13 protein-coding genes are annotated in these 20,714 nt (G+C 48.6%); 12 read left to right on the top strand and 1 reads right to left on the bottom strand.

Annotated elements, in window-relative coordinates:
• The first annotated feature begins 245 nt into the window (after positions 1 to 245).
• The 3 genes from HNQ56_RS14435 (at position 246) to HNQ56_RS14445 (ending at position 5,555) form a co-directional block, all read left to right on the top strand.
• Entirely contained in the window at positions 246 to 2,591 is a 2,346-nt protein-coding gene (locus HNQ56_RS14435) for an ABC transporter ATP-binding protein (protein WP_429147507.1), read from the top strand.
• 30 nt (positions 2,592 to 2,621) lie between these two features.
• Positions 2,622 to 3,218 carry a DUF1854 domain-containing protein gene (locus HNQ56_RS14440; protein WP_429147509.1) on the top strand — a complete coding sequence of 199 codons (597 nt, stop codon included), beginning with the start codon at positions 2,622 to 2,624 and terminating at the stop codon, positions 3,216 to 3,218.
• Positions 3,219 to 3,335: 117 nt separating this feature from the next.
• Positions 3,336 to 5,555, top strand: a complete 2,220-nt coding sequence (locus HNQ56_RS14445) for an ABC transporter ATP-binding protein (protein ID WP_429147512.1) — start codon at positions 3,336 to 3,338, stop codon at positions 5,553 to 5,555.
• A 144-nt stretch (positions 5,556 to 5,699) separates the two neighbouring features.
• Here HNQ56_RS14445 and HNQ56_RS14450 read toward each other — a convergent pair whose 3' ends face one another.
• Positions 5,700 to 6,569: an AraC family transcriptional regulator gene (locus HNQ56_RS14450; RefSeq protein WP_429147515.1), complete on the bottom strand. Its 870-nt coding sequence runs from the start codon at positions 6,567 to 6,569 to the stop codon at positions 5,700 to 5,702.
• Between the two features lie 517 nt (positions 6,570 to 7,086).
• Between HNQ56_RS14450 and HNQ56_RS14455 the strand changes: the two genes are divergently transcribed.
• The 9 genes from HNQ56_RS14455 to HNQ56_RS14495 all read left to right on the top strand — a co-directional run bounded on the left by HNQ56_RS14455 (position 7,087) and on the right by HNQ56_RS14495 (position 20,692).
• Positions 7,087 to 9,171 carry a hypothetical protein gene (locus HNQ56_RS14455; protein WP_429147518.1) on the top strand — a complete coding sequence of 695 codons (2,085 nt, stop codon included), beginning with the start codon at positions 7,087 to 7,089 and terminating at the stop codon, positions 9,169 to 9,171.
• 95 nt (positions 9,172 to 9,266) lie between these two features.
• Positions 9,267 to 12,167 carry an extracellular solute-binding protein gene (locus HNQ56_RS14460; RefSeq protein WP_429147520.1) on the top strand — a complete coding sequence of 967 codons (2,901 nt, stop codon included), beginning with the start codon at positions 9,267 to 9,269 and terminating at the stop codon, positions 12,165 to 12,167.
• 12 nt (positions 12,168 to 12,179) lie between these two features.
• Positions 12,180 to 13,121: a carbohydrate ABC transporter permease gene (locus tag HNQ56_RS14465; protein WP_429147523.1), complete on the top strand. Its 942-nt coding sequence runs from the start codon at positions 12,180 to 12,182 to the stop codon at positions 13,119 to 13,121.
• An 11-nt stretch (positions 13,122 to 13,132) separates the two neighbouring features.
• Complete coding sequence (locus HNQ56_RS14470; protein ID WP_429147526.1) at positions 13,133 to 14,023, top strand: carbohydrate ABC transporter permease; 891 nt, start codon at positions 13,133 to 13,135, stop codon at positions 14,021 to 14,023.
• A 10-nt stretch (positions 14,024 to 14,033) separates the two neighbouring features.
• Positions 14,034 to 15,491, top strand: a complete 1,458-nt coding sequence (locus tag HNQ56_RS14475; protein WP_429147529.1) for an NHL repeat-containing protein — start codon at positions 14,034 to 14,036, stop codon at positions 15,489 to 15,491.
• Between the two features lie 4 nt (positions 15,492 to 15,495).
• The gene (locus HNQ56_RS14480; RefSeq protein WP_429147531.1) at positions 15,496 to 16,122 is read left to right on the top strand and encodes a YIP1 family protein; all 627 of its coding nucleotides are present in this window, start codon (positions 15,496 to 15,498) and stop codon (positions 16,120 to 16,122) included.
• Between the two features lie 4 nt (positions 16,123 to 16,126).
• Positions 16,127 to 18,757: a DUF5696 domain-containing protein gene (locus HNQ56_RS14485; protein ID WP_429147533.1), complete on the top strand. Its 2,631-nt coding sequence runs from the start codon at positions 16,127 to 16,129 to the stop codon at positions 18,755 to 18,757.
• Entirely contained in the window at positions 18,757 to 19,680 is a 924-nt protein-coding gene (locus HNQ56_RS14490; protein ID WP_429147536.1) for a carbohydrate ABC transporter permease, read from the top strand. The genes HNQ56_RS14485 and HNQ56_RS14490 overlap by 1 nt, the downstream gene beginning before the upstream one ends.
• Entirely contained in the window at positions 19,667 to 20,692 is a 1,026-nt protein-coding gene (locus HNQ56_RS14495; RefSeq protein ID WP_429147539.1) for a carbohydrate ABC transporter permease, read from the top strand. The genes HNQ56_RS14490 and HNQ56_RS14495 overlap by 14 nt, the downstream gene beginning before the upstream one ends.
• The last annotated feature ends 22 nt before the right edge of the window (positions 20,693 to 20,714 follow it).

Raw genomic sequence — 20,714 nt, forward strand, 5'->3', positions numbered from 1 at the left:
CAGAACGCTCTGCTTCACAAGATGCACTCAGACGGTCAGCGCAAAAGTGACTTGGCGGAGTGCTCCTGGCCTAACTTACTGATATTGCACTCTGTACCGTAAACAAAATACGAACAAATTTTCGGAAATTTTATTTTACCCATGGTAAAAAATGAGAGAATGTGGTATCATAGGTGGTGCTGTTAATTACATAACAATAAATTATTTGTTGGAGGAGCAACTGACAAATCGCAGGGGTGATGAAATTGAACAAAAAGAAGGAGATGCCTTCGGGAGTGATAAAGCTTCTGGAAGGCTACCAGGTGAACAAGGCGGACATTGCAGCGTACGCAGAGACGGACATGAATCTGGAGGGGGAATTTGCAAGAGGTTATGTGGTATTGACACAGAAGAAGCTGGTTGTGCTGGCTTCGGAACCGGACCGTACGGAGGTATACCAGTTTAAGGGGGCGGGAAGCCTTCGTGAGACGGGGCTCCGGACGGAGAAGACATGGGCGGCAAGCTTTTATCCGGCAGAGGAATTGGAACGGCTGGATGTACTTCGGACGGTGTGCGGAGGTGTTCTCTATTCCACCTCGAAGAAGGATAATCCGGGAAGTGTGCCGGATATCCAGCTGGCGGCATTTACGAATATGAGAGTGGGGGATATGCTTCATATCGTAAAGCTTTTTGACGTATTGAAGGAGAAGGGAGCTCTGACGGAGGAGGATCTGGCAACGGAGGATCAGGAGGAGTACTGTCCCAAGTGCGGTACCATGTACCCGGATAAAGAACGCAGGATCTGTCCCAAATGTATGGACCGGCGTTCCGTATTCTTACGGTCTCTCTCTTACTTTGCGCCGTATAAATTAAAGCTGGCAATTATGGTTATTTGTTATATCGCTATCGCGGGGCTTAATCTGGTGTGGCCTTATTTTAGCGGTACGATTCTGTATGACAGGATTTTGGCAAGGGATGAGCACTTCCTGCAGATGCTGGGACTGCCTGGGATAAAGTTTGTAACAGCCCTTGGCCTCATCGTCCTTACCATGCTGCTGACCAGGATTACCATGCAGGCGATTGGTATTCTTCAGGGAATTTTGACTGCTACCATCGTTTTTAAAGTAGTCAAGGAGATGAAGACCCATGTATTTCGTTCCATGGGCAAGCTTTCTATCAGCTTTTACAACAAACGTCAGACGGGCAGTCTTATGACCCGTGTGTTAAGTGATGCGGAACGTGTGACCGGGTTCTTTGTTGACGGACTTCCGTACCTGGTGATCAATCTTTTGTCCATCGCGGCTACGGCGGCCGTGATGTTCTGGATGAACTGGAGACTGGCGCTTCTGACCCTTATCTTCGTGCCGCTTATCTTCACCATCAGCTTTCGGCTGATGCCCCGCCTGTGGCAGTTCTACGGAAGGCGGCACAGGGCCGAACGGGCCATGAATTCCAGGCTCAATGACAACCTGACGGGCGCCCGGGTGGTGAAGGCTTTCGGACAGCAGGAAAGCGAGCTGAAGCGTTTTGACAAGAATAACAACAGGGTGAGAAGTGCGGAGATGTCCCTGGTAGGCTTTGATAATAAGTTCTATGCTTTATATGTAACCTTCGAGCGCCTTGCCAATGTGATGATCTGGGGACTCGGTTCCTATCTGCTGATCACCGGAACCAATATGGAGTTCGGTATGCTGGTTACCTTCGTAGGCTATGCGAATCAGCTGAATGGTCCTCTGGATTTCATGTCCTGGCTGTTCCGCTGGTTTACGGACAGCATGAACAGCGCCCAGCGAATCTATGAGATTATTGATGCGGTTCCTGAGATTTCAGAGAAGCCGGATGCGGTCCGGATGGAAACCATCCGCGGGGACATAGAGCTGAAGAATGTAACCTTTGGATATGAGCCGAACAAGCCGATTCTTAAGAAGGTCAATCTTAAGATTGAAGCAGGAAAGATGCTGGGCATTGTAGGACGTTCCGGCGCTGGCAAATCCACTTTGGTTAATCTTATCTCAAGATTGTATGATCCCCAGGAGGGAGAGATCTTCCTGGACGGAATTAATATTAAGGACATTGCCTTTCGGGATCTGCGTAAAAATGTAGCCATGGTATCACAGGAGACCTATATCTTCATGGGAACCGTGGCGGAGAATATTGCATATGCCAATGAGTCTGCCTCCAGGGAAGATATTATCAATGCGGCGGTCCTTGCCAGTGCCCATGACTTCATCTGCAGGATGCCGGACGGATATGATACGGTGATCGGCTCTTCCGGCCGAAATCTGTCCGGCGGTGAGCGGCAGAGAATCTCCATCGCAAGGGCGATTCTGGCGAATCCGAAGATATTGATCCTGGATGAGGCTACAGCTTCCGTGGATACGGAGACGGAGAAGGCCATACAGGCATCCATTAATGTACTTATTAAGGACAGAACCACAATCTCCATCGCCCATCGTCTGTCCACGCTGCGCGATGCGGACCGGCTGGTGGTCATCGACAACGGTGAGATCACCGAAGAGGGAACCCATAGCCAGCTGGTGGAGAAGAAGGGGACTTATTATAAACTGAAGGAGCTGCAAACGAAGGCTTTAGCTCTTCGCGGTATTGAATAATGAGGGAAGAGAGTAAGGAGGAGTTTAGAGATGCCAGATAAGATAAACAACATGCCTGCCGGGGGAACGAAGGACGGTGCCGACCCGGAGGAGTTTGATTTAGAGATGATGGAGAAGGAAACACAGGAGATGCTGCGGCTGCGTTTCATAACTAAGGAGAATGCAGTATTCCGGCGTACAGAGGGGGGCTTTGTATCCCTTGAGATAGAAGGAGAAAGCTATCCCAGAGTGCAGGTGCACCAGTCCTTTCCCTTTACGGATCCCGATGCTTATATTTCCATCCGGGAGCCGGATGAGAAGGCAAAGGAGATCGGGATCATCAAGAGCTTAAAGAAGGATGTCTCCAAAGAAACCAGGGAGATGCTGGAGGAACAGATCCGCCTGCGCTATTTCACGCCGAAGATTGAGAAGATTATCGACATCAAGGATGAATATGGCTTTGCTTATTTTGATGTGCTGACGGATCATGGTGCCTGCCGTTTCACGATCCATATGGGCGGAGGTTCGGTGGTGAACCTGTCCGATACCCGTCTGATGATCACGGATCTGGACGGAAACCGTTTTGAGGTCCCGGATGTGACAAGGCTGACCGCACCGGAGCTGAAGAAACTGGATATGTTCCTGTAATTTGGGGGCACGAGGCAGGGCAAGCAAAAGTGACATGGCAGAGCGCCGCCGTCTTAACGGAATGGTATTGGCGGAGCTTGCCTTGGAAGCATTTCATACAGAAAGGATCGTTTAAGTATGGAGCTATTATTTGAATTGCCGGGATCTGTCAGAGGGGTTCTTTCCCTGGACCCCGGTGAGGATATCAGATACTGTGTTCCTTATGATATCTCAAAAGAGGAACATTTCGGAGATACGGGATACATTGTGGTTACGCCCAGGCGTCTCTTCATCACGGCGGGTGACCGGATTGATTATGAATGGGAGCTGCAGCAGCTGGAGAAGATTAAATGCGAACCGCTGGTGAATAACGGCATCCTGTTGATCAAGGAATATAATAAGAATTACGAGATGCGGGTGGTCCGTTTTTCCATGCATCATCTGACCAGAGTTTCCTTTGTGGCAAAGGGGGCGGAACGGCTTCGGGATAGGAATAACAGGCCCATAGATGCCAAGGAGAGAGAGAAGACCTGTCTCAAATGCGGCAGGGCCTTGCCGGGTACAAGAAAATGTCCCAAATGTGACGGCAGGCTGGTAACGCTGTCCAAGTTCTGGGGGCTGGTGAAGGACTATAAGCTGGGACTGCTGATCATGTGTCTGCTTTCCGGCGGTACGGCAGTATTTCATCTGTACTTTCCGGTATACCAAAAGAACTATATAGACAATACCCTTACAACCGGTTCCGGAACCCTCCGGGAGGTTCTGGTCTTCGTGGGAGTTATGCTGGCGCTGACCGCGGCGCTGATTGTCACCGAGGTGCTCAAGAACTGGTGGTTTGTATCCCTGGGTGCAAGGCTTAGCATGGATATCCGCCGGAAGATGTATCATAAGATTCAAGAGCTGACCCTGTCCTTTATCACGGATAAACGCCCCGGTGAGCTGATGAACCGGGTGTCCCAGGATACCAGGATGATACAGCGGTTCATGCAGGAAGGCTTCGGCCACATGTTCTCCCATATCATGGTTATGGTGGGCGCCATCAGCATTATGTTCAGCATAGATGTGACCATGACCCTGGTATCGGTTGTCTTCCTGCCTGTGGTATTTATCATCTCCACTGCCTTTCGCAAGAATATCCACCGGCGTTTCCATTTGCAATGGATAAAGAGCGATAAGATCAACAGCTCGCTCCAGGATGTAATCTCCGGCATGCGAGTGGTCAAATCCTTCGGCAAGGAGCAGGCGGAATCGGAGAAGTTTGATCGTCTTAGTGAGGAATACGCGGCGGTTCAGCAGAGGAATGAGATCTTCTGGGCTTCCCTCTATCCGGCGCTTACCTTCGTTATGAGCATGGGTATCTACTTTGTCCTGTACCTTGGCGGCCGCAGTATCCTGGACGGGGAGATGACCCTGGGAACGCTGACCCAATTCAGCTCCTATGCCTGGATGCTCTACGGGCCTCTTGGCTGGATGACCCATCTGCCAAGAATGATCACCCAGATGGTGACCAGCCTGGAGCGTATCTGCGATGTCATGGATGAAGAGCCCCTAATCACCAACAAGGAAAATGCCATCAGCCATAAGGTAAAGGGTGATGTGGAATTCAGAAATGTAAGCTTTGGATATAAATCCTACGAACCGGTTCTGGAGAAGATTAACCTGAAGGTGAAGCAGGGAGAGATGATTGGTTTGGTAGGTGCCTCCGGCACAGGAAAATCCACCATGATCAATCTGATCATGCACCTCTATGAGGCGGACGACGGGGAAATTCTCATCGACGGCTATAATATCAATGACCTGGAGATTGAAAAGTATCATTCCCAGCTGGGCGTGGTGCTTCAGGAAACCTTCCTGTTCTCCGGAACCATCTACAACAACATTCGCTTTGCCAAGCCGGATGCCACCCAGGAGGAGATTATCCGGGCGGCGAAGATGGCCAATGCTCATGATTTCATCTGCAAGACGCCCGACGGCTATAACACCTATGTGGGAGAGCACGGGCACAGTCTCTCCGGCGGGGAACGCCAGCGAATTGCCATTGCCAGGGCTATTCTCAATAATCCCAGGCTGCTGATACTGGACGAGGCTACCTCCAGTCTGGATACGGAGAGCGAATATCTGATCCAGAAGGCCCTGGAGCGCCTGACGGAGGGAAGAACCACATTTGCCATTGCACACCGTCTGTCCACACTGCACGGGGCAGACCGGCTGGTGGTTATCGACGGCCATAATATCGCTGAGGTGGGCACCCATAATGAGCTCATGGAGAAGAAAGGACTCTACTATAAGCTGGTTACGGCACAGCTTGAGATGCAGAGCCTGAAGGAAGAGAAGGAAGAAGAAGTACTGGGAGCGTAGAAAGAAGAAGGACAAGTAAAACATCGGAAGTAAAGAGTAAAGGAAAAAGTTTAAGGCTGCCGCAGATTGCCCCCCTGCAATGGGGAGAATACGTTGTTAACAACGTATGGCATCTGTCGGCAGCCATAGCTGCGCTTTAACCCCTTATTCGCTGGTACTTACCATAAGATCTGCATATTTTGCCCGAAAGCTCTCCTGCAGGATATTCCGGTAATCGCTGGGTGTCGAGCCCTTTACCTGCTTGAATATTTTAGAGAAGAGGAGGGGGTCGTTGTATCCCACGGAGCGGGAGATATTCCCGATGGTGAGATTGGGGTTGGGTAAAAGCTCGCAGGCCTTTCGTATTCGGAATTCAATGAGATATTCCTGGAGTGTAATATTCATGGCATTTTTGAAGATGGAATTGAAATAGCTTCTGTTTAATCCCACATGTCTGGAGATAGAATCGATGGTAATCTTTCTGGAGTAATTCATTTCAATAAATTGCAGGGCCTGGGTGATATAGGCATCTCTGCGGCTGTCGGCTGAGTCATAATATAAGCCCTCCGGATTCAATTGAATCAGCTTGTTCAGAAAGAGATAAAGATAAGCCAGTCTCTGAACCTCCCCGCCTCGTTTCAGATAATATGCATTATTCATTTCTGAGAAGCATGTCTCAATAAAATCATCCTCTTCATAATGGAATATGGGATTATCCAGGGCGAGATTCGCATCCTTAAGATAGGATTCTGCCTTAATTCCATGAAATCCGATCCAAGAGTAATGCCAGGGATCCTCATCATCCGCTTTATAATAGGTGATAATATCCGGGCATATGAGAAAGCCGGAGCCTGCTTTTAGATTGTAGATTTGATTGCCGATCTTAAAAATTCCTTTTCCGCTATGGATGTAATGGATTAAGTAATGGTCCCTGACAGCAGGGCCGTAGGCATGACCGTTGGGGCAGGGCTCTGACCCGCATTGGTATACGTATAGGTCGGTATGCTGCAGATTATCAGCAATGTGTTTATCCATAAGTTCACACTCCTATCTTCCTTCTACAATTTCATTATATCCGATCTGTCTGTTATTACAAGAAGAAATCCAATGTTGGCGGCAGAAATCTAGCATTATTCCATATAAATCTAGCAAATTTCTATTTACTATTGGGGCTCAACACGATATACTTCAAAATGTACAATAAACAATATCAAATGTAGATGCTAGTTGGTTAAAAATGCTTATTGTATAAATTATATGTGCAAAATACCTATTTTTATCTTTTTGGAATTGGCTTATTCTGGCTAAATTATATCTTATCCTATGTGTCAAAAGACGTCCAAATGAGTTGAAAAGAGAAAAATGAAATAACCAAAGGATTTTATTCTGCTTAAAAGATAGGAAATTCTTTGGATGGGTGAATCTGCGCTGTTTGTGCAATATAGTAATATGCCATATTTCGATAAAGTTGGTATGGCAGCCCATTTAATGAGAAATGAAGAAAGAGATGTTTTAATTTTCTTTATGTAAAAAATTTTAAGGGAGGATCATTATGAAGAAAAGAAGTAAAGTTTTAAGTCTGTTGTTATGTCTCATAATTGTATTGACCGGCTGCAAAGCAAGCAACGGTTCGGACAATGACAACACGACACCGACGGCGGCCCCTACCAATGCCGCCGCGGATGACGGCGGTTCGTCCGATGCCGAGGTTCCTTCGGGAGAACCGGTGGTTATTAAATGGGGACATAACTGGAGCCGTGAGATGGACACCAATTTTATGGATCCTGTAACCGGGGAATCTTCACTGGGTGAAGAGGAACTGAATGCGAGAAGGTATGCGGAGCAGCAGGTGCTGGAGAAATTAAATGCCAAGATTGAATTCGTTCAGTATCCCACCGATCTGACCGAGTGCATTCTGCAGTCCGTCCTTGCGGGTGATCCCATTGCGGATATCGTAAGAGTTACCAACGGTTCCCAGGGGCAGATCCTGGCTCAGAACGTTCTGCAGCCCATTGATGAATATGCGGATCTGTTCTCTGATCCGGATGATTCCTGGATGTACTGGGGCAAGGTATACGGACATAACTATTTCCTTAACAATGTCATGAGATTCGGAGGAAATGAGCTCCTGTGCTATAACATCGGGATGATCAAAAAGGTAGAAGCTCTGAAGGTGGATGGTAAGACCAAATATCCTGCCGATTATTTTGCAGAAGGCAACTGGACCTGGAGCGTATTTGAAGATTATCTGCAGAAGATCAACGATCATTTCAAGCAGGAATGGGACGGATACCGTGCATATCAGACGGATTACCGTTCAGCCGCTCTTTATGCGATCTATGCTAACGGCGGTGAGGTATACGGGGACAACGGTCTCGGTATGAATACGGAGCAGGCTAAGGTGGCGGTTTCCTTCATTGACAGCCTTATTCAGAAGGGCCTGATGTTCAGCGAAAATCAATATAACGGCAATGCGGATGTAGTGGGTCTGATGGATACCTGGAGATTCCAGTGGGGTCATTCCGCATTCGTTAACCTGCCACAGTGGCTGGCCGGAGACATGGTTGGACAGTTTGCGGACCGCGGTGATGCTATGGGTTATGTTCCCTTCCCCAGACCGGACGGTGTTGCGGCGGACGATCCCAGCTACCGTCAGCTGAATGATGCAACAGACTGCTATGCAATCCCCAAGGGCGTTTCCAAGGAGAAGGCAGAGCTGGCCATCAAGGTATTCAAGGAGTACACCTCCTCTTATCATAAGAAAATGGCTAATTCCGACAAGGCCATGGATTATATCAAGTCGGATGCGTCCATCAGAAATGCGGCAGTACGTCTGAACCTGGATATCACTAACGAGGAATACGGCGCTAATATCTTCAAGGCCTTCCAGTATCTCAGTGAGGATAAGAATATTCCGGTGAACGACTACGGCAAGATGGCCGGTATCTATGACCTGTGGAGCCATGACATTCTTGGCTATTCCCTGTATGGAGTGAACGGCTCTCCCAAATATGCTGTTCAGGCAGAGGCCAGGATGAATGAGATTAATGACCTGATGAGCAATTATTCCGGAGTTTTAAGCAGTGCCGAAATCATCGATAATGTTAAACCCAAATTTACTACGGTAGAAGGTCCGAAGCTTGAATTTGCAGCAGGTACCGATCCCGCTGCCATTGACTGGAAGCAGTACAATACGGCTGCCGACAATCTGGATGGTGAACTGGATATGGCCAATGCGGTTGTTGACTATAGCGAGATTGATTTTAATACCGTCGGCAAATATGACGGCAAGCTGCACTACACGATTCAGGATGCAGCCGGCAACGAGGGTACGGACAGCAAGTCGGTTGTCATCTATGACGGTAATAACACAACACCTCCGACCCTGGTGGTAAAGGCGGCGGATGCTTACAGAACCATTAAGCTGAATGAAGATACCGCGCAGATTAACTGGAAGGATGACTTTGTGGAGACAGCAGCCGATAAGGACGGCCTTGACATCAAGGGAACGGTAAGCGCAGATCTGTCCGAACTGGATACTACCACCGCAGGGGAATATAATGTTGCATTAACCGTTACCGATTATGCAGGCAATACAGCGGCAGAAACCATTATAGTGCAAGTAGTAAAAGAATAATTACCTCTATCAAAATCCATTTGGACCAAATAACAGAATGACAATAGGATAGGGAAGTCTGCTTCCCTATCCTATTGTATAGAGGGGTATGCTGAATGAAAAAGAAAAGAAAAATAAACCCTGCCTTAATAAAATATGTAATACCGGCGGTTCTTGTATTGGGGGCTATTGCGGCGTACCTGGTGACCAGAGCGGAGGATTCCCTAAAGGTAAAGGCAGATGCTTCGACAGAGGAATTCTACGAGAGCTCCTATCAGGAATATCTGGACGCCCAAGGCTATGACGGCACTATGTCTTCCTCACAGGTACCGGTGGATCTGGAGAATTATACCGCTGCGGACGGGATGGATGCCAGCCGGGATGACCAGGGTGTGATAACACAGGAACGCGGCAGTATTACCTGGAACTTTTATGTGGAAGAAGCAGGTTTTTATAATATAGAACTGAGTTACCTTCCTTTGGAGGGGACCAAATCCCAGATAAAGCGCATTCTTCACATTGATGGGGAGAGCAGCCACAGCGGATTGAGGCAGCTTGTCTTTAACCGGATGTTTACCGATTCCAATTCGGTGCCGGAGGTTAAGAATAAGAATGAAGTAAGGCCGAAAGCTCTGGAACTATTCCAGGAACAGACGGTTTATATTGAGGATTCCCAAAGAAGAAGCGCACAGCCTTATAAATTCTATTTTTCCGGCGGAGAGCATAGTCTGACGCTGATATCCGTTAAGGAACCCATGAAAATTACCGGGATTACTTTAAAAAGCATGCCGGAAATACCGTCCTACAGCGAAGCGGCGGACTCCCTCAGGGACCGGTACAGCGTATATGACGGGGAAAGTATTGTATGCCAGGCAGAACGTGCGGATGGAAATACCCTTGAAATCATAAGGTCCTCTTCTGCCATAACAACGAAAAATAATGTAACGGATCCAAACCTGCAGCCCTATCACCCCTACCAGGTGGTTTATAACACCATTGGCGGAGATAGCTGGAAGAGTCCGGGAGACAGCATTCAATGGAAGATCCAGGTGCCGCAGGACGGGTTGTATAAACTGTCGGTGAAGGCAAGCCAGAATGTAAAGCGGGGAGTGACCTCTTATCGAAGGCTCCGAATTAACGGCGAAGTGCCTTTCCTTGAGGCACAGTCCCTGCGTTTTGATTACAGTACGGGGATGACCAACTATGTACTGGGCGACGGCACTCAGGAGGGAGCTTATCTGTTCCCCCTTCATAAGGGCGAGAACATTATCAGCATGGAGGTCGTGCTGGGGGAATTCGGCGAGACTTATACCCAGATCAACGAGAGCCTATATAATCTTAATGACCTGTACCGGAGAATTGTCCAAATCACCGGCACGGCTCCCGATAAGTACATCGATTATGAGATTGTTAAGAAGATACCTGATTTTGTTAAAACAGCGCGGACAGAACAGGAACGCCTGGCTTCCGTATTTGACGAGCTGCTGGTGATTACCGGCGAAAAGGGCGAGAATGCCAATCTGGTGGAGAAGATGCTGATTCAATTGAAGAGGCTGGAGGAGGAGCCGGAAAGTGCGGCTCTGTCCGGTGAACTATCCACCTTTAAGTCCAATATTACCTCTCTTGCCACCTGGTTGATCCAGATCGGTGAGATGCCCCTGGAGATTGACAGCATTACCCTGCTGGGCGGCGATAAGGAGCCTGCCGAAGCTCGGGCCAGCTTTTTCAAGCAGCTGTATAATGATACGATCCGCTTCTTTGCTACCTTCTTCGTGGATAACACCAAGGTATATACAGAGGATCAGGTAAAGCGTGATTCCATCAAGGTATGGATTCCGACGGGACGGGATCAGGCCCAGGTGCTCCGGGCGATGATCGACGAGAGCTTCACCCCGGAATACAATATCGGAGTCAATCTGGAGCTGGTTCCCCTGGATGTGGTAATACCCTCCACCCTGGCAGGGATAGGGCCGGATGTGGTGCTGAGCATAGACCAAACGAAATTGATGGACTTTGCCATGCGTAATGCCCTGGTGGATCTGTCTTCCCTGGAGGGCTTTGAAGAAGAAAGGGCCAAGTACTTTGACAGCGCCATAGAAGGCGTGACCTATCAGGATGGGGTATATGGACTGCCGGAGACCCAGATGTTCGGCATGCTGTTCTACCGGAAGGATATCTTTGATGCCCTTGGCTTACAGCCGCCCAGGACCTGGGAGGATTTTAAAGAGATTATCCCGGTTCTCAGTATGCATAATTATGAAGCCTATATTCCTACGGTAGCGCCTCTGTCCTCCATGATATTTCAGCGGGGCGGGGATGTGTACCTTGGGAAGGGTAAGGATTATGGAATAGAAAGCGGCCTTGCCGGTGAAAGCGCCATGGAAGCCTTCAAAGAGCTGACGGATTTCTTCACCGCATACAAATTACCGGTAACGGTTGACTTCGCCAACCGGTTCCGGACCGGAGAAGTGCCCATCGGGATTGCGGATTACACCGAGTATAATAAGTTTGAACTGCTGGCTCCGGAGATCAAGGGCCTGTGGTCCTTCAGTCCGATTCCGGGTGTGCTTCGTCCGGACGGCACCGTGGATAATACCGTGGCCTGTACGACGACCCAGTGTGTAATGCTGCAGACGGCGGAGGAAAAAGGAGTTATGGAGGATGCCTGGACCTTTATGAGATGGTGGATGAGTACAGAGGTACAGACGGAATTTGCCACCTCCATAGAAGCGATCCTTGGTGCCTCCGCCAGATATCCCACGGCGAACCGTGATGTGCTGGTGAAGCTGCCCTGGTCAACGGCGGATGCGGAGACACTTCTGGAGCAGTTTGAGAATACCAGGGGGCTGCCGCCTCTTCCGGGCCACTACATGACCTCGCGTATGATCGACTATACCTTCAAGGCCGTTGTTGCCAGCGGAGCCAATGCCAGAGAGACGCTGTATTTAAAAATCAAAGAGATTAATTTGGAACTGACCAAAAAACGAAAAGAATTTGGCCTGAGCACTGTACAATAAGGAGGTGGGATCATGGGAAAAGAAACAGTTACATCATCGCCGGCAGAAAGAAAGGCCGTCAGAGTGCCGCTCCGGGAGACCTGGAGGCTGCATAAGGAAAAATATCTGCTGATCCTGCCGTTTTTTATTTTATTTGTCGTATTTACATTTATTCCGGTGGTCACCTCCATCGTGCTGAGCTTCACCTCCTTTAACCTGTTTGAATTCCCCAGGTTTGTGGGACTGGATAATTACATCAATCTGGTGGCCTTTGATTCGGTATTTCTGACCGCCATTAAAAACACCATGCTGTTTGCTATCGTTACCGGCCCCATCAGCTATCTGCTGTGCTTTCTGCTGGCCTGGGTGATCAATGAGCTGCCCCCGAAGGTCCGGGCGGTGATGACACTGGTATTCTATGCGCCCTCCATATCCGGCGGAGCTTATATGATATGGAAGCTGATCTTTTCCTCCGATGCATACGGCTATGCCAATGCCATACTGATGAAGCTGGGACTTCTTCAATCTGCCCGGCTCTGGTTTGATACGAAGGAGTATATCATGCCCATTCTGATCATCGTACAGCTATGGCTCAGTATCGGTGTGAGCTTCCTGGCCTTTATCGCAGGCTTTCAGAACGTGGATAAGACCCTGTATGAGGCCGGATCGGTGGACGGGGTGAGGAACCGCTGGCAGGAGCTTTGGTTTATCACGCTCCCGCAGATGAAGTCCCAGCTCATGTTCGGCGCCGTGATGCAGATCACCGGCTCCCTGTCGGTATCGGGAATTTCCATCGATCTGGTGGGCTTTCCGTCGGTAGAGTATGCGGGACATACCATTCTCACCCATCTCCATGATTATGGAAACCTGCGGTATGAGATGGGCTATGCCTGTGCCATTGCAACGATATTATTCTTTATGATGCTGTTTATTAACATTATTGTCCAAAAGCTGTTAAGAAAGGTTGCGGCGTAGGGGGGAGTCATATGAAAAAGCTTATTTCGTATTTAAGAAAAAGGTGGAGACTGTTTAAGTTCCGGAGGAAGAACAGAAGCCTTGCCATGGATATTATTCTTGTGCTTGTGCTGAGCGGAATTGGATTTGTCAGTGTATGGCCGCTGCTGTTCATCGTGAATGCAGCCTTTAAGCCCATCAGTGAGATATTCCTGTTTCCTCCCCGGCTGTTTGTACAAAACCCTACCTTGAACAACTTTTTTGATCTGGGGGTCATTATTACCACCTCCAATACCATCTTTTCCAGATATATATTTAACACGGTCATTATTACGTTTCTGGGAACCAGCGGCTCCGTACTGCTGGGCTCCATGGCCGCCTTTCCCCTGGCAAAGTATAAGTTTCCCGGTTCGAAGCTGATGTCCAGCACCATCGTATATTCCCTGATGTTCAACGGGACCGTAACGGCCATTCCCAACTATATTATTATGACGAAGCTTCACCTGGTGAATACCTACTGGGCGGTGGTGCTGCCGGTCATCGGAGGTACCTTCGGGCTCTACCTGATGCAGAATTTCATCGTACAGGTTCCCACAGAGCTTATTGAGTCCGCCAAAATCGACGGCTATAAGGAGGCAGGCATCTTCTTCAAGATTATCATGCCCCTGTCAAAGCCGGCCTGGATGACTCTGATTATCCTCTCCTTCCAGTCCCTCTGGGGGAACACCGGAGGAAACTTCATCTATACGGAGACATTAAAGCCCGTAAGCTATATGCTGTCCCAGATCATTGCAGGCGGGATTGCCAGAACCGGTACGGCATCGGCTGTCTCGCTGATTATGATGGCGGTGCCCATTATTGTGTTCGTGATATCCCAGAGTAATGTAATTGAAACCATGGCAACCTCAGGCTTAAAAGGATAGGAGAGTGATTATGAGACAGAAAGCGAAAATCATCATTTTTGTGCTATCCTTTGCCCTTGTCATCTTACATGGGGCACCGGCATTTGCCGCTAACAGCATGGATGATACTTATACTTATGATTTCTGGGGGATGGCCGTTAAGAGTGTTCCCGCCTTTGAGCTTACCCGCACCATTAATGAAAAGTCACTGGATGTTACGGTACAGGGCTTCAATGATGTATGTGCCGGAAAGGACCGGGTCTTCCTCATCGATACGGTGGAATCCAGGCTGGAGGTTCTGGATGCGGATTTTAATCTGATCACCTCCGTAAAGCTGATCCGTAATGCCGACAAGAAGATTGTGACGGATCCGGACACAGGCAACCAGCTGATTCTAACCAATCCGGAGGGGGTCTGGTATCATGAGCCCATGGATGAGATCTATATTGCCGATACGGGGGCCAGCCGGATCATTGTTTTGGACGGGACGGGATATTATTTAAAGCGCATGATCGAAAGGCCGGATAACATGATCGGCTCTACCCAGTTCAATCCTTCTAAGATCGTGGTGGATCAGGCCAATAAGATTTATTTTGTCGTTCAGTCAGGCTTTGAGGGTATCGTAGAGCTGAACGAGTCGGGAAGCTTCTCCAGATATTTCGGTGTGAATAAACCGGTGGTGAACTTCTGGGATTATTTCTGGAAAACCCTCTCCAGCGATACACAGAAATCCAAGATGGCGAAGACCTATGCGCCCTCCTTTAACAATATTGATGTGGATGATCAAGGCTTTATCTATGCCACCACCATCGACAGCGCCGCCCAGGAGATGGTGTTCCGCCTGAACCCAAAGGGAGAGAATGTTCTTCGCCAGGAGGGGTCTCTGACGGTAACGGGGGATCTGCCCTTTAATATGAATTCCGGTCCAAGCGCCTTTACGGACATCGCCATTAATGACTATGGCGTGTATGCTTTGCTGGATCAGTCCAAGGGCAGAATATTCCTGTATGATTTTGACGGCAATCTCATCAATATCTTTGCCTCTTCCGGAGATCTGAAGGGAGATTTCCGGGCACCCTCCGCTATTGCCTGGTTCGGGGATAAGCTCATTGCAACGGATAAAACACTGCGGTGTGCCTATGTGTATGAGATGACGGATTTCGGCAAGGCAGCCCTGGGCGCGGCAAAGCATTATTATGCAGGGGAGTGGGAGGAAGCGGCCCGGCTGGCAGAGGAGGCCATACACCTCAACGCCAATTATGACGTGGCCTATGTGAACCTGGGCAAGTACTATCTGATGAAGGATGATTTTAAAGCGGCCATGCATTATTTTAACCTGGGCAATGACAGAAAGTTTTACTCCCAGGCATACAACGGTTATCGGAATATCTGGGTACGGGATCATTTTATATGGATCCTTCTGGTGTTCCTGCTGGCAGCAGGCGCCTTGATTTATTCGGAATTCCGGTACCATAGAAGAAAGGGGTGAGAATATGAAGAAATTCCTGATGGATGTGAAATACCTGCAATATGTGATTTTTCATCCCTTCGACGGCTTTTTTGAGACCAAGTTCAGAGGAAAGGGCAGCATCCTGCTGGCTACGATATTGCTATTGTTATATGGTATCCTGGGGATCTTCTCTACCCAATATACCGGATTTATCTTCAATTTCTATCCCACCTTTGCCCTGGACAGCATCAATCTCTTCATGACAAGCATACTGCCGGTGGTTCTGTTCTTCATAAGCAACTGGAGTACCACCACCTTAATGAACGGCAACGGGAAGCTGAAGGATATCTATATTGTGGCCTGCTATTCCCTGCTGCCGCTGATCCTGTTCAAGGTATCCACGGTTCTGCTCAGCAATGTCATTACCATAGAAGAAGGCCCCATTCTTTCGGCATTTAATTATCTTGGAGTGGTCTGGTTCTGCTTTCTTATCTTTACCGGCCTATGTACCATACATGAATACTCCGTTTTAAAGAATATTGTTACTCTGTTAGCAACCTTGGCTGCTGCAATCATTATTATATTCCTGCTGGTGCTGTATTTCTCCCTTCTGGAGAAGGTAATAAGCTTTGTCAGCACCATAGCAACTGAAATCTCGAAAAGGTGGTGACAAGGTGAGAGAGCTGATGAATCAAAGCAAGAAAATTATTTTCCGTGTCTTCCGGACGCATACGGTAATAAAACTCCTGGGGCTGGTCCTGCTGGGATGTGCGCTGGTCTGGGGACTGAAGTGGCTTCCTTCCCTTCAGATACGTCAGACCCCCATACCCCGGGTATATCAGGGGGAGCTGGCTGCATCCGCAGGAATGGTGGAAGAAGATGCCGGTGAGGTTCTGGTTGCCGAGACGGATACCCGGAAGCTGTATCTCAATTCCGGGACTCTGAATCTCAGGGTAGAGGATAAGGCGACGGGAAAGACCTGGAATGCCATTCATCCGGAGGGAACCGAGGATGAGAAATCACTCCTTAAGATTTCCTATATCGGAGAGGATAATACGGTCCTGTCCTGGAACTCCTTTCTATATTCCGTAAAGGATAAAACCTATACCATTGAACGGATTGAGGGCGGGGTAAGAATTAATCTGGCCATGAAGGAGCTGGATTCCCTGCGGGTGAACGAATATGTGCCCCAGAGAATCACAATTGAAAAATATGAGGATACCTTCGTCAAAGGGCTGGAGGAAAAGGCGGCCCAGGGGGTGATAACGCCGGAGGAGAAGGAGAAATATGACACCGCGCTATCCCTGACCTATGCACGGGATGAGGAAAAGAACTGCTATTATAACCGTTATTCCAAAGCACCGCCCATCAGTGTTGTCAACCAGCTGATTCAGATTACCAAGCTGTTAAATTATACGAAGGATCAGTTGATGGCGGATAATGCGGATTTTGGAATATCCGTGGACATTGTGGAACCCGCCAGCTTCCTGATCCCGGTGGAGGCGGTTCTGGACGGGGATGATTTTATCGTCCGGGTTCCCGCCAATCAGATTAAGAATGAAAATGAATACTATACCATAACCAGGATCGAGGTGCTTCCCTACTTCGGCTCCGTATCACCGGCCCAGGCGGCGGAGGGCTATGCCTTCGTACCGGATGGATCGGGCGCTTTGCTAAACCTGAATGAATTCAACTCCAATTACGGTACCTATAGCAGGGCATTATACAACAATACTTACTATAATGATTATTTTTATATGAACTCCTATCCGGAATCCCTTTCCATGCCCGTCTTCGGTATGATCTATGGGAAAGGGGAGACGGCCTCGGGCGGCTTTCTGGGCATCATTGATCAGGGAGATGAGACGGCATTTATTACGGCGGCTATGGCATCGGCAGAAGCCAATGGCGGAGGCGGTACTTATAACAGGGTGTATTCCAGCTTTGATGCCACCCAGTACAGTCTGGTGAGCATTATGGGGCCCTATGATTCCAGCGGCGGTAAATTCATGTCCGGTACGGGGATGATGGATATTGACTATCGGATCTGCTATAAGCTCTATCCGGAGGAAGTAACCTATTATGCCATGGCCAGAACCTATCAGGATTATCTGGTTCAGAAATACGGCCTGACGCGCCGGTATGAAGACGGCGGGAAGCTGCACCTGGATGTGACCGGAGCGTTGACTCTGGAGGAACGGCTTCTGGGAATTGCCTATCATAAGGTGATTTCCATGACCAGCTATTCCGAGCTGAAGGAGATCATGACGGATCTTCAGGACATCCCCCTGGTGGTAGATTACCTGGGAGTTTTTGATGAGGGCTTGAATAACCGGCTCATGAGCAATGCCGAACCGGTAAAGGCCAACGGCTCCGGAAAGGAGCTGAAGGAGCTTCTGGGCTATGCAAAGGAACAGGGACAGGAAATCTACCTGGGTACGGATTTTTCCAGGATATATGCCGAGGGCGGCGGCTTTCGCGCCAACACCCATGGAACCTATGACTTTACCGGATATCCTGCTTTTGTCTACGGCTATCATTATCCGACCGGCATGTTCACCGATCTGGTTAAGCCTTATAATATATTGGCTCCGGAGTATCTGTCCTCGGTGGTGGAGCGCTTCCTTAAGAACGCAGGGGCATATGACAGTTTGTATATTGATGACCTGGCTGTCAGTTATTATGCCAATTACCGCAAGAATAAGATCGTGACGCCCGCTCAGGCCCAGGCAGTGGTTCATGATAATTTAACGAAGCTGAGCGAAGAGAAGACCCTGACCTTAAATAACCCCCATATGAACAAGATTGCCTATGGCAAATATGCGGTGAATATCTCCAGGGAGAGCAGCGGATACGGCGGCTTTGCGGAGGAGATTCCCTTCCGGCAGCTGGTTATGAACGGGTTGATCTCCTATACGACCCTGAATGTGAATGAAGCAGGCGTGGATGAGGATTATTTCCTCCTGCAGGCACTGGAGCTGGGAAGCAGCCTGAAGTTCACTATCACGGCGAAGAGCCTGGATCTTATGAAGAATAAGGTCTATTCCGAATTCGTATCCAGACAGTACAGCTTACTCCGCGAGGACATTAAGGAGCTGTATCAAAGATATGAAGAAGCCTATAAGCAGATTGGCAGCATGGAGATTGCGGATCATGTCATTCTGGCAGATCAGGTCTTTGAGACCACCTATGCCAATGGGGCCAGGGTGATTACCAACTATAATAAATATCCGGTTCAGTTGGAAGATCGTGAGATTGAAGCGCTTGGATATGCAATTATCCGATCGAAAGGCGGGAGAGATTAATGCAGAATACACCAAAAGAAAGAAAATGGAAAATGAAATATTCCACCAGCAGAAGGGTCAACGGCTTTATCTTCGTCCTGCCCTGGCTATTGGGTTTTATTATCTTCTTTGCAGTTCCGCTGAAGAATACCATACTGTATTCCTTCAACAAGGTGGATGTGGGGGACGGGGGAGGTATTGTGCTTACCTTCAATGGGATACGCAATTACATCGATTTGTTTACCAAGGAGGTTACTACCTTAAGCCAGCCCATCCAGAGGTTGTTTGCGGATGAGAATGCGGAGATACTGACCAATCTGCCCCTGATTGTTATCTTCAGTCTCTTCCTGGCAATTCTGGCTAATGCCAAATTTCCCGGCAGGGGTGTCGTCCGTGTCATCTTCTTCCTGCCCATCATCCTGGGACTGCCGCTGATTGTGGAGTGGACCGAGAACAGTGTGGGAAGGAGCCTGATTGAGACGGCGTCAGGAGGACTGTTCGGCAACCGGATGGGAGCCAGACTGTTGTTTGAGTATACCTTCCTGCCCAGAAAGGTGGTCCTCTTCCTGTCCGAGGTCATCGGCAATATCTTTCAGCTGATTTCCAGGACAGGGGTACAGACCATGATATTCCTTGCAGGTCTCCAGTCCATCAGCCCCTCCCATTATGAGGTGGCGAAGATCGAAGGAGCCAATTCCTATGAGGTGTTCTGGAAGGTGACGATCCCGCTGCTGGCCAATGTAACCGTATTTACGGTGATTTATACCCTGATCGATCTGTTCTTAAGCTCAACCATTGCAGAAGAGGTATATAATTTTGCATTTGCCAAGAGCAAGATCGGAATTGGTTCCGCGTTGTCCGTCGTATACATGATTAATGTTCTGGCAGCACTGGGAATAGTGATGCTGTTTTTGAAGGTGGTGAATCTGATTGAGAAAAAGTAAAGACATGAGAATAAAGAAAAACACATCCTTAAGCGAGGCGGCCTATCTGGAGAATCCCTTTACCATGAGAAAGTTCACAAGCTTTGCCTCAAAGGTATTCTTCCTGTCCCTGATCATCGGAGTATGCTTTGCCATCCTGTATCCGATTCTGACCTTATTGCCCATGGTATTTACAGACCTTCGCAATCTGGGATCACCGGATGCCATATGGCTCCCCGGCAAATTCGGGGTAAACAGTCTGGAATTCGTATTCCGTTCCGTCATGCGGGGCGAGGCCATGATTATGGCACAATCCCTGTTTTACGGTCTGAGCATCAGCTTCATTCAGGTCTTTATGTCAGCCATGGCGGGGTATTCATTGGCAAGAACGGATTTCAAAGGAAGGAATCTGGTGTTCTTCCTGGTAATATTCGTGTTCCTTATACCCAGGCAGTCCTTTTTGATTACCCAGTACCTGCATTTTAAGCATTTTGATATTCTGGGGCTGTTTAAGCTGTTTCTGGGACACGACATTGATCTGATCAATAAACCGGTGACCCTGTACCTGCTGGCGATCTTCGGCTTCAGTGTCAATCAGAGCTTATTTATCTTCATCTTCCGTCAGTTTTTCAAGGGACTGCCGGTGGAGATCGAGGAAGCCTCCCTGATTGACGGGGCAGGATTTTATAAGACCTATTTTAAAATCATGCTGCCCAATGCCATGCCTGCCATATTGACCGTATCGGTTCTGGCTTTTGTATGGGCTTACGGGGACACCTATTACACCAACTATTTTAATCCGGACGGTCCCTACTTCGGAGTCATCATCGACAGGACCTTTAAGGATGCCAATAACTGGTATATCAATAACCAGGCACGGCAGTGGTTTGACACCTCCACCAGCAATGATTTGGCTTTTGAGGCCTTAAAACAGGCTTCCATTATTACCTTCCTGGCACCGTTGATGATTATCTATTTCTTCGTACAGCGTAAAATTGTAGAGAATCTGGACAGGGTCGGTATCGTAGGCTGATGCTGCGGCGGAAGGGAGTAAA

It is taken from the genome of Anaerotaenia torta, assembly GCF_050433395.1.
Classification (GTDB): Bacteria; Bacillota; Clostridia; order Lachnospirales; family Lachnospiraceae; genus Mobilitalea; species Mobilitalea torta.

Excerpts from the sequence above, each read along its gene's own strand:
- HNQ56_RS14465 (WP_429147523.1), top strand. The coding sequence starts at position 12,180 with ATGGGAAAAGAAACAGTTACATCATCGCCGGCAGAAAGAAAGGCCGTC.
- HNQ56_RS14475 (WP_429147529.1), top strand. The coding sequence starts at position 14,034 with ATGAGACAGAAAGCGAAAATCATCATTTTTGTGCTATCCTTTGCCCTT.
- HNQ56_RS14450 (WP_429147515.1), bottom strand. The coding sequence starts at position 6,569 with ATGGATAAACACATTGCTGATAATCTGCAGCATACCGACCTATACGTA.
- HNQ56_RS14490 (WP_429147536.1), top strand. The coding sequence starts at position 18,757 with ATGCAGAATACACCAAAAGAAAGAAAATGGAAAATGAAATATTCCACC.
- HNQ56_RS14440 (WP_429147509.1), top strand. The coding sequence starts at position 2,622 with ATGCCAGATAAGATAAACAACATGCCTGCCGGGGGAACGAAGGACGGT.
- HNQ56_RS14455 (WP_429147518.1), top strand. The coding sequence starts at position 7,087 with ATGAAGAAAAGAAGTAAAGTTTTAAGTCTGTTGTTATGTCTCATAATT.
- HNQ56_RS14480 (WP_429147531.1), top strand. The coding sequence starts at position 15,496 with ATGAAGAAATTCCTGATGGATGTGAAATACCTGCAATATGTGATTTTT.
- HNQ56_RS14445 (WP_429147512.1), top strand. The coding sequence starts at position 3,336 with ATGGAGCTATTATTTGAATTGCCGGGATCTGTCAGAGGGGTTCTTTCC.
- HNQ56_RS14470 (WP_429147526.1), top strand. The coding sequence starts at position 13,133 with ATGAAAAAGCTTATTTCGTATTTAAGAAAAAGGTGGAGACTGTTTAAG.
- HNQ56_RS14460 (WP_429147520.1), top strand. The coding sequence starts at position 9,267 with ATGAAAAAGAAAAGAAAAATAAACCCTGCCTTAATAAAATATGTAATA.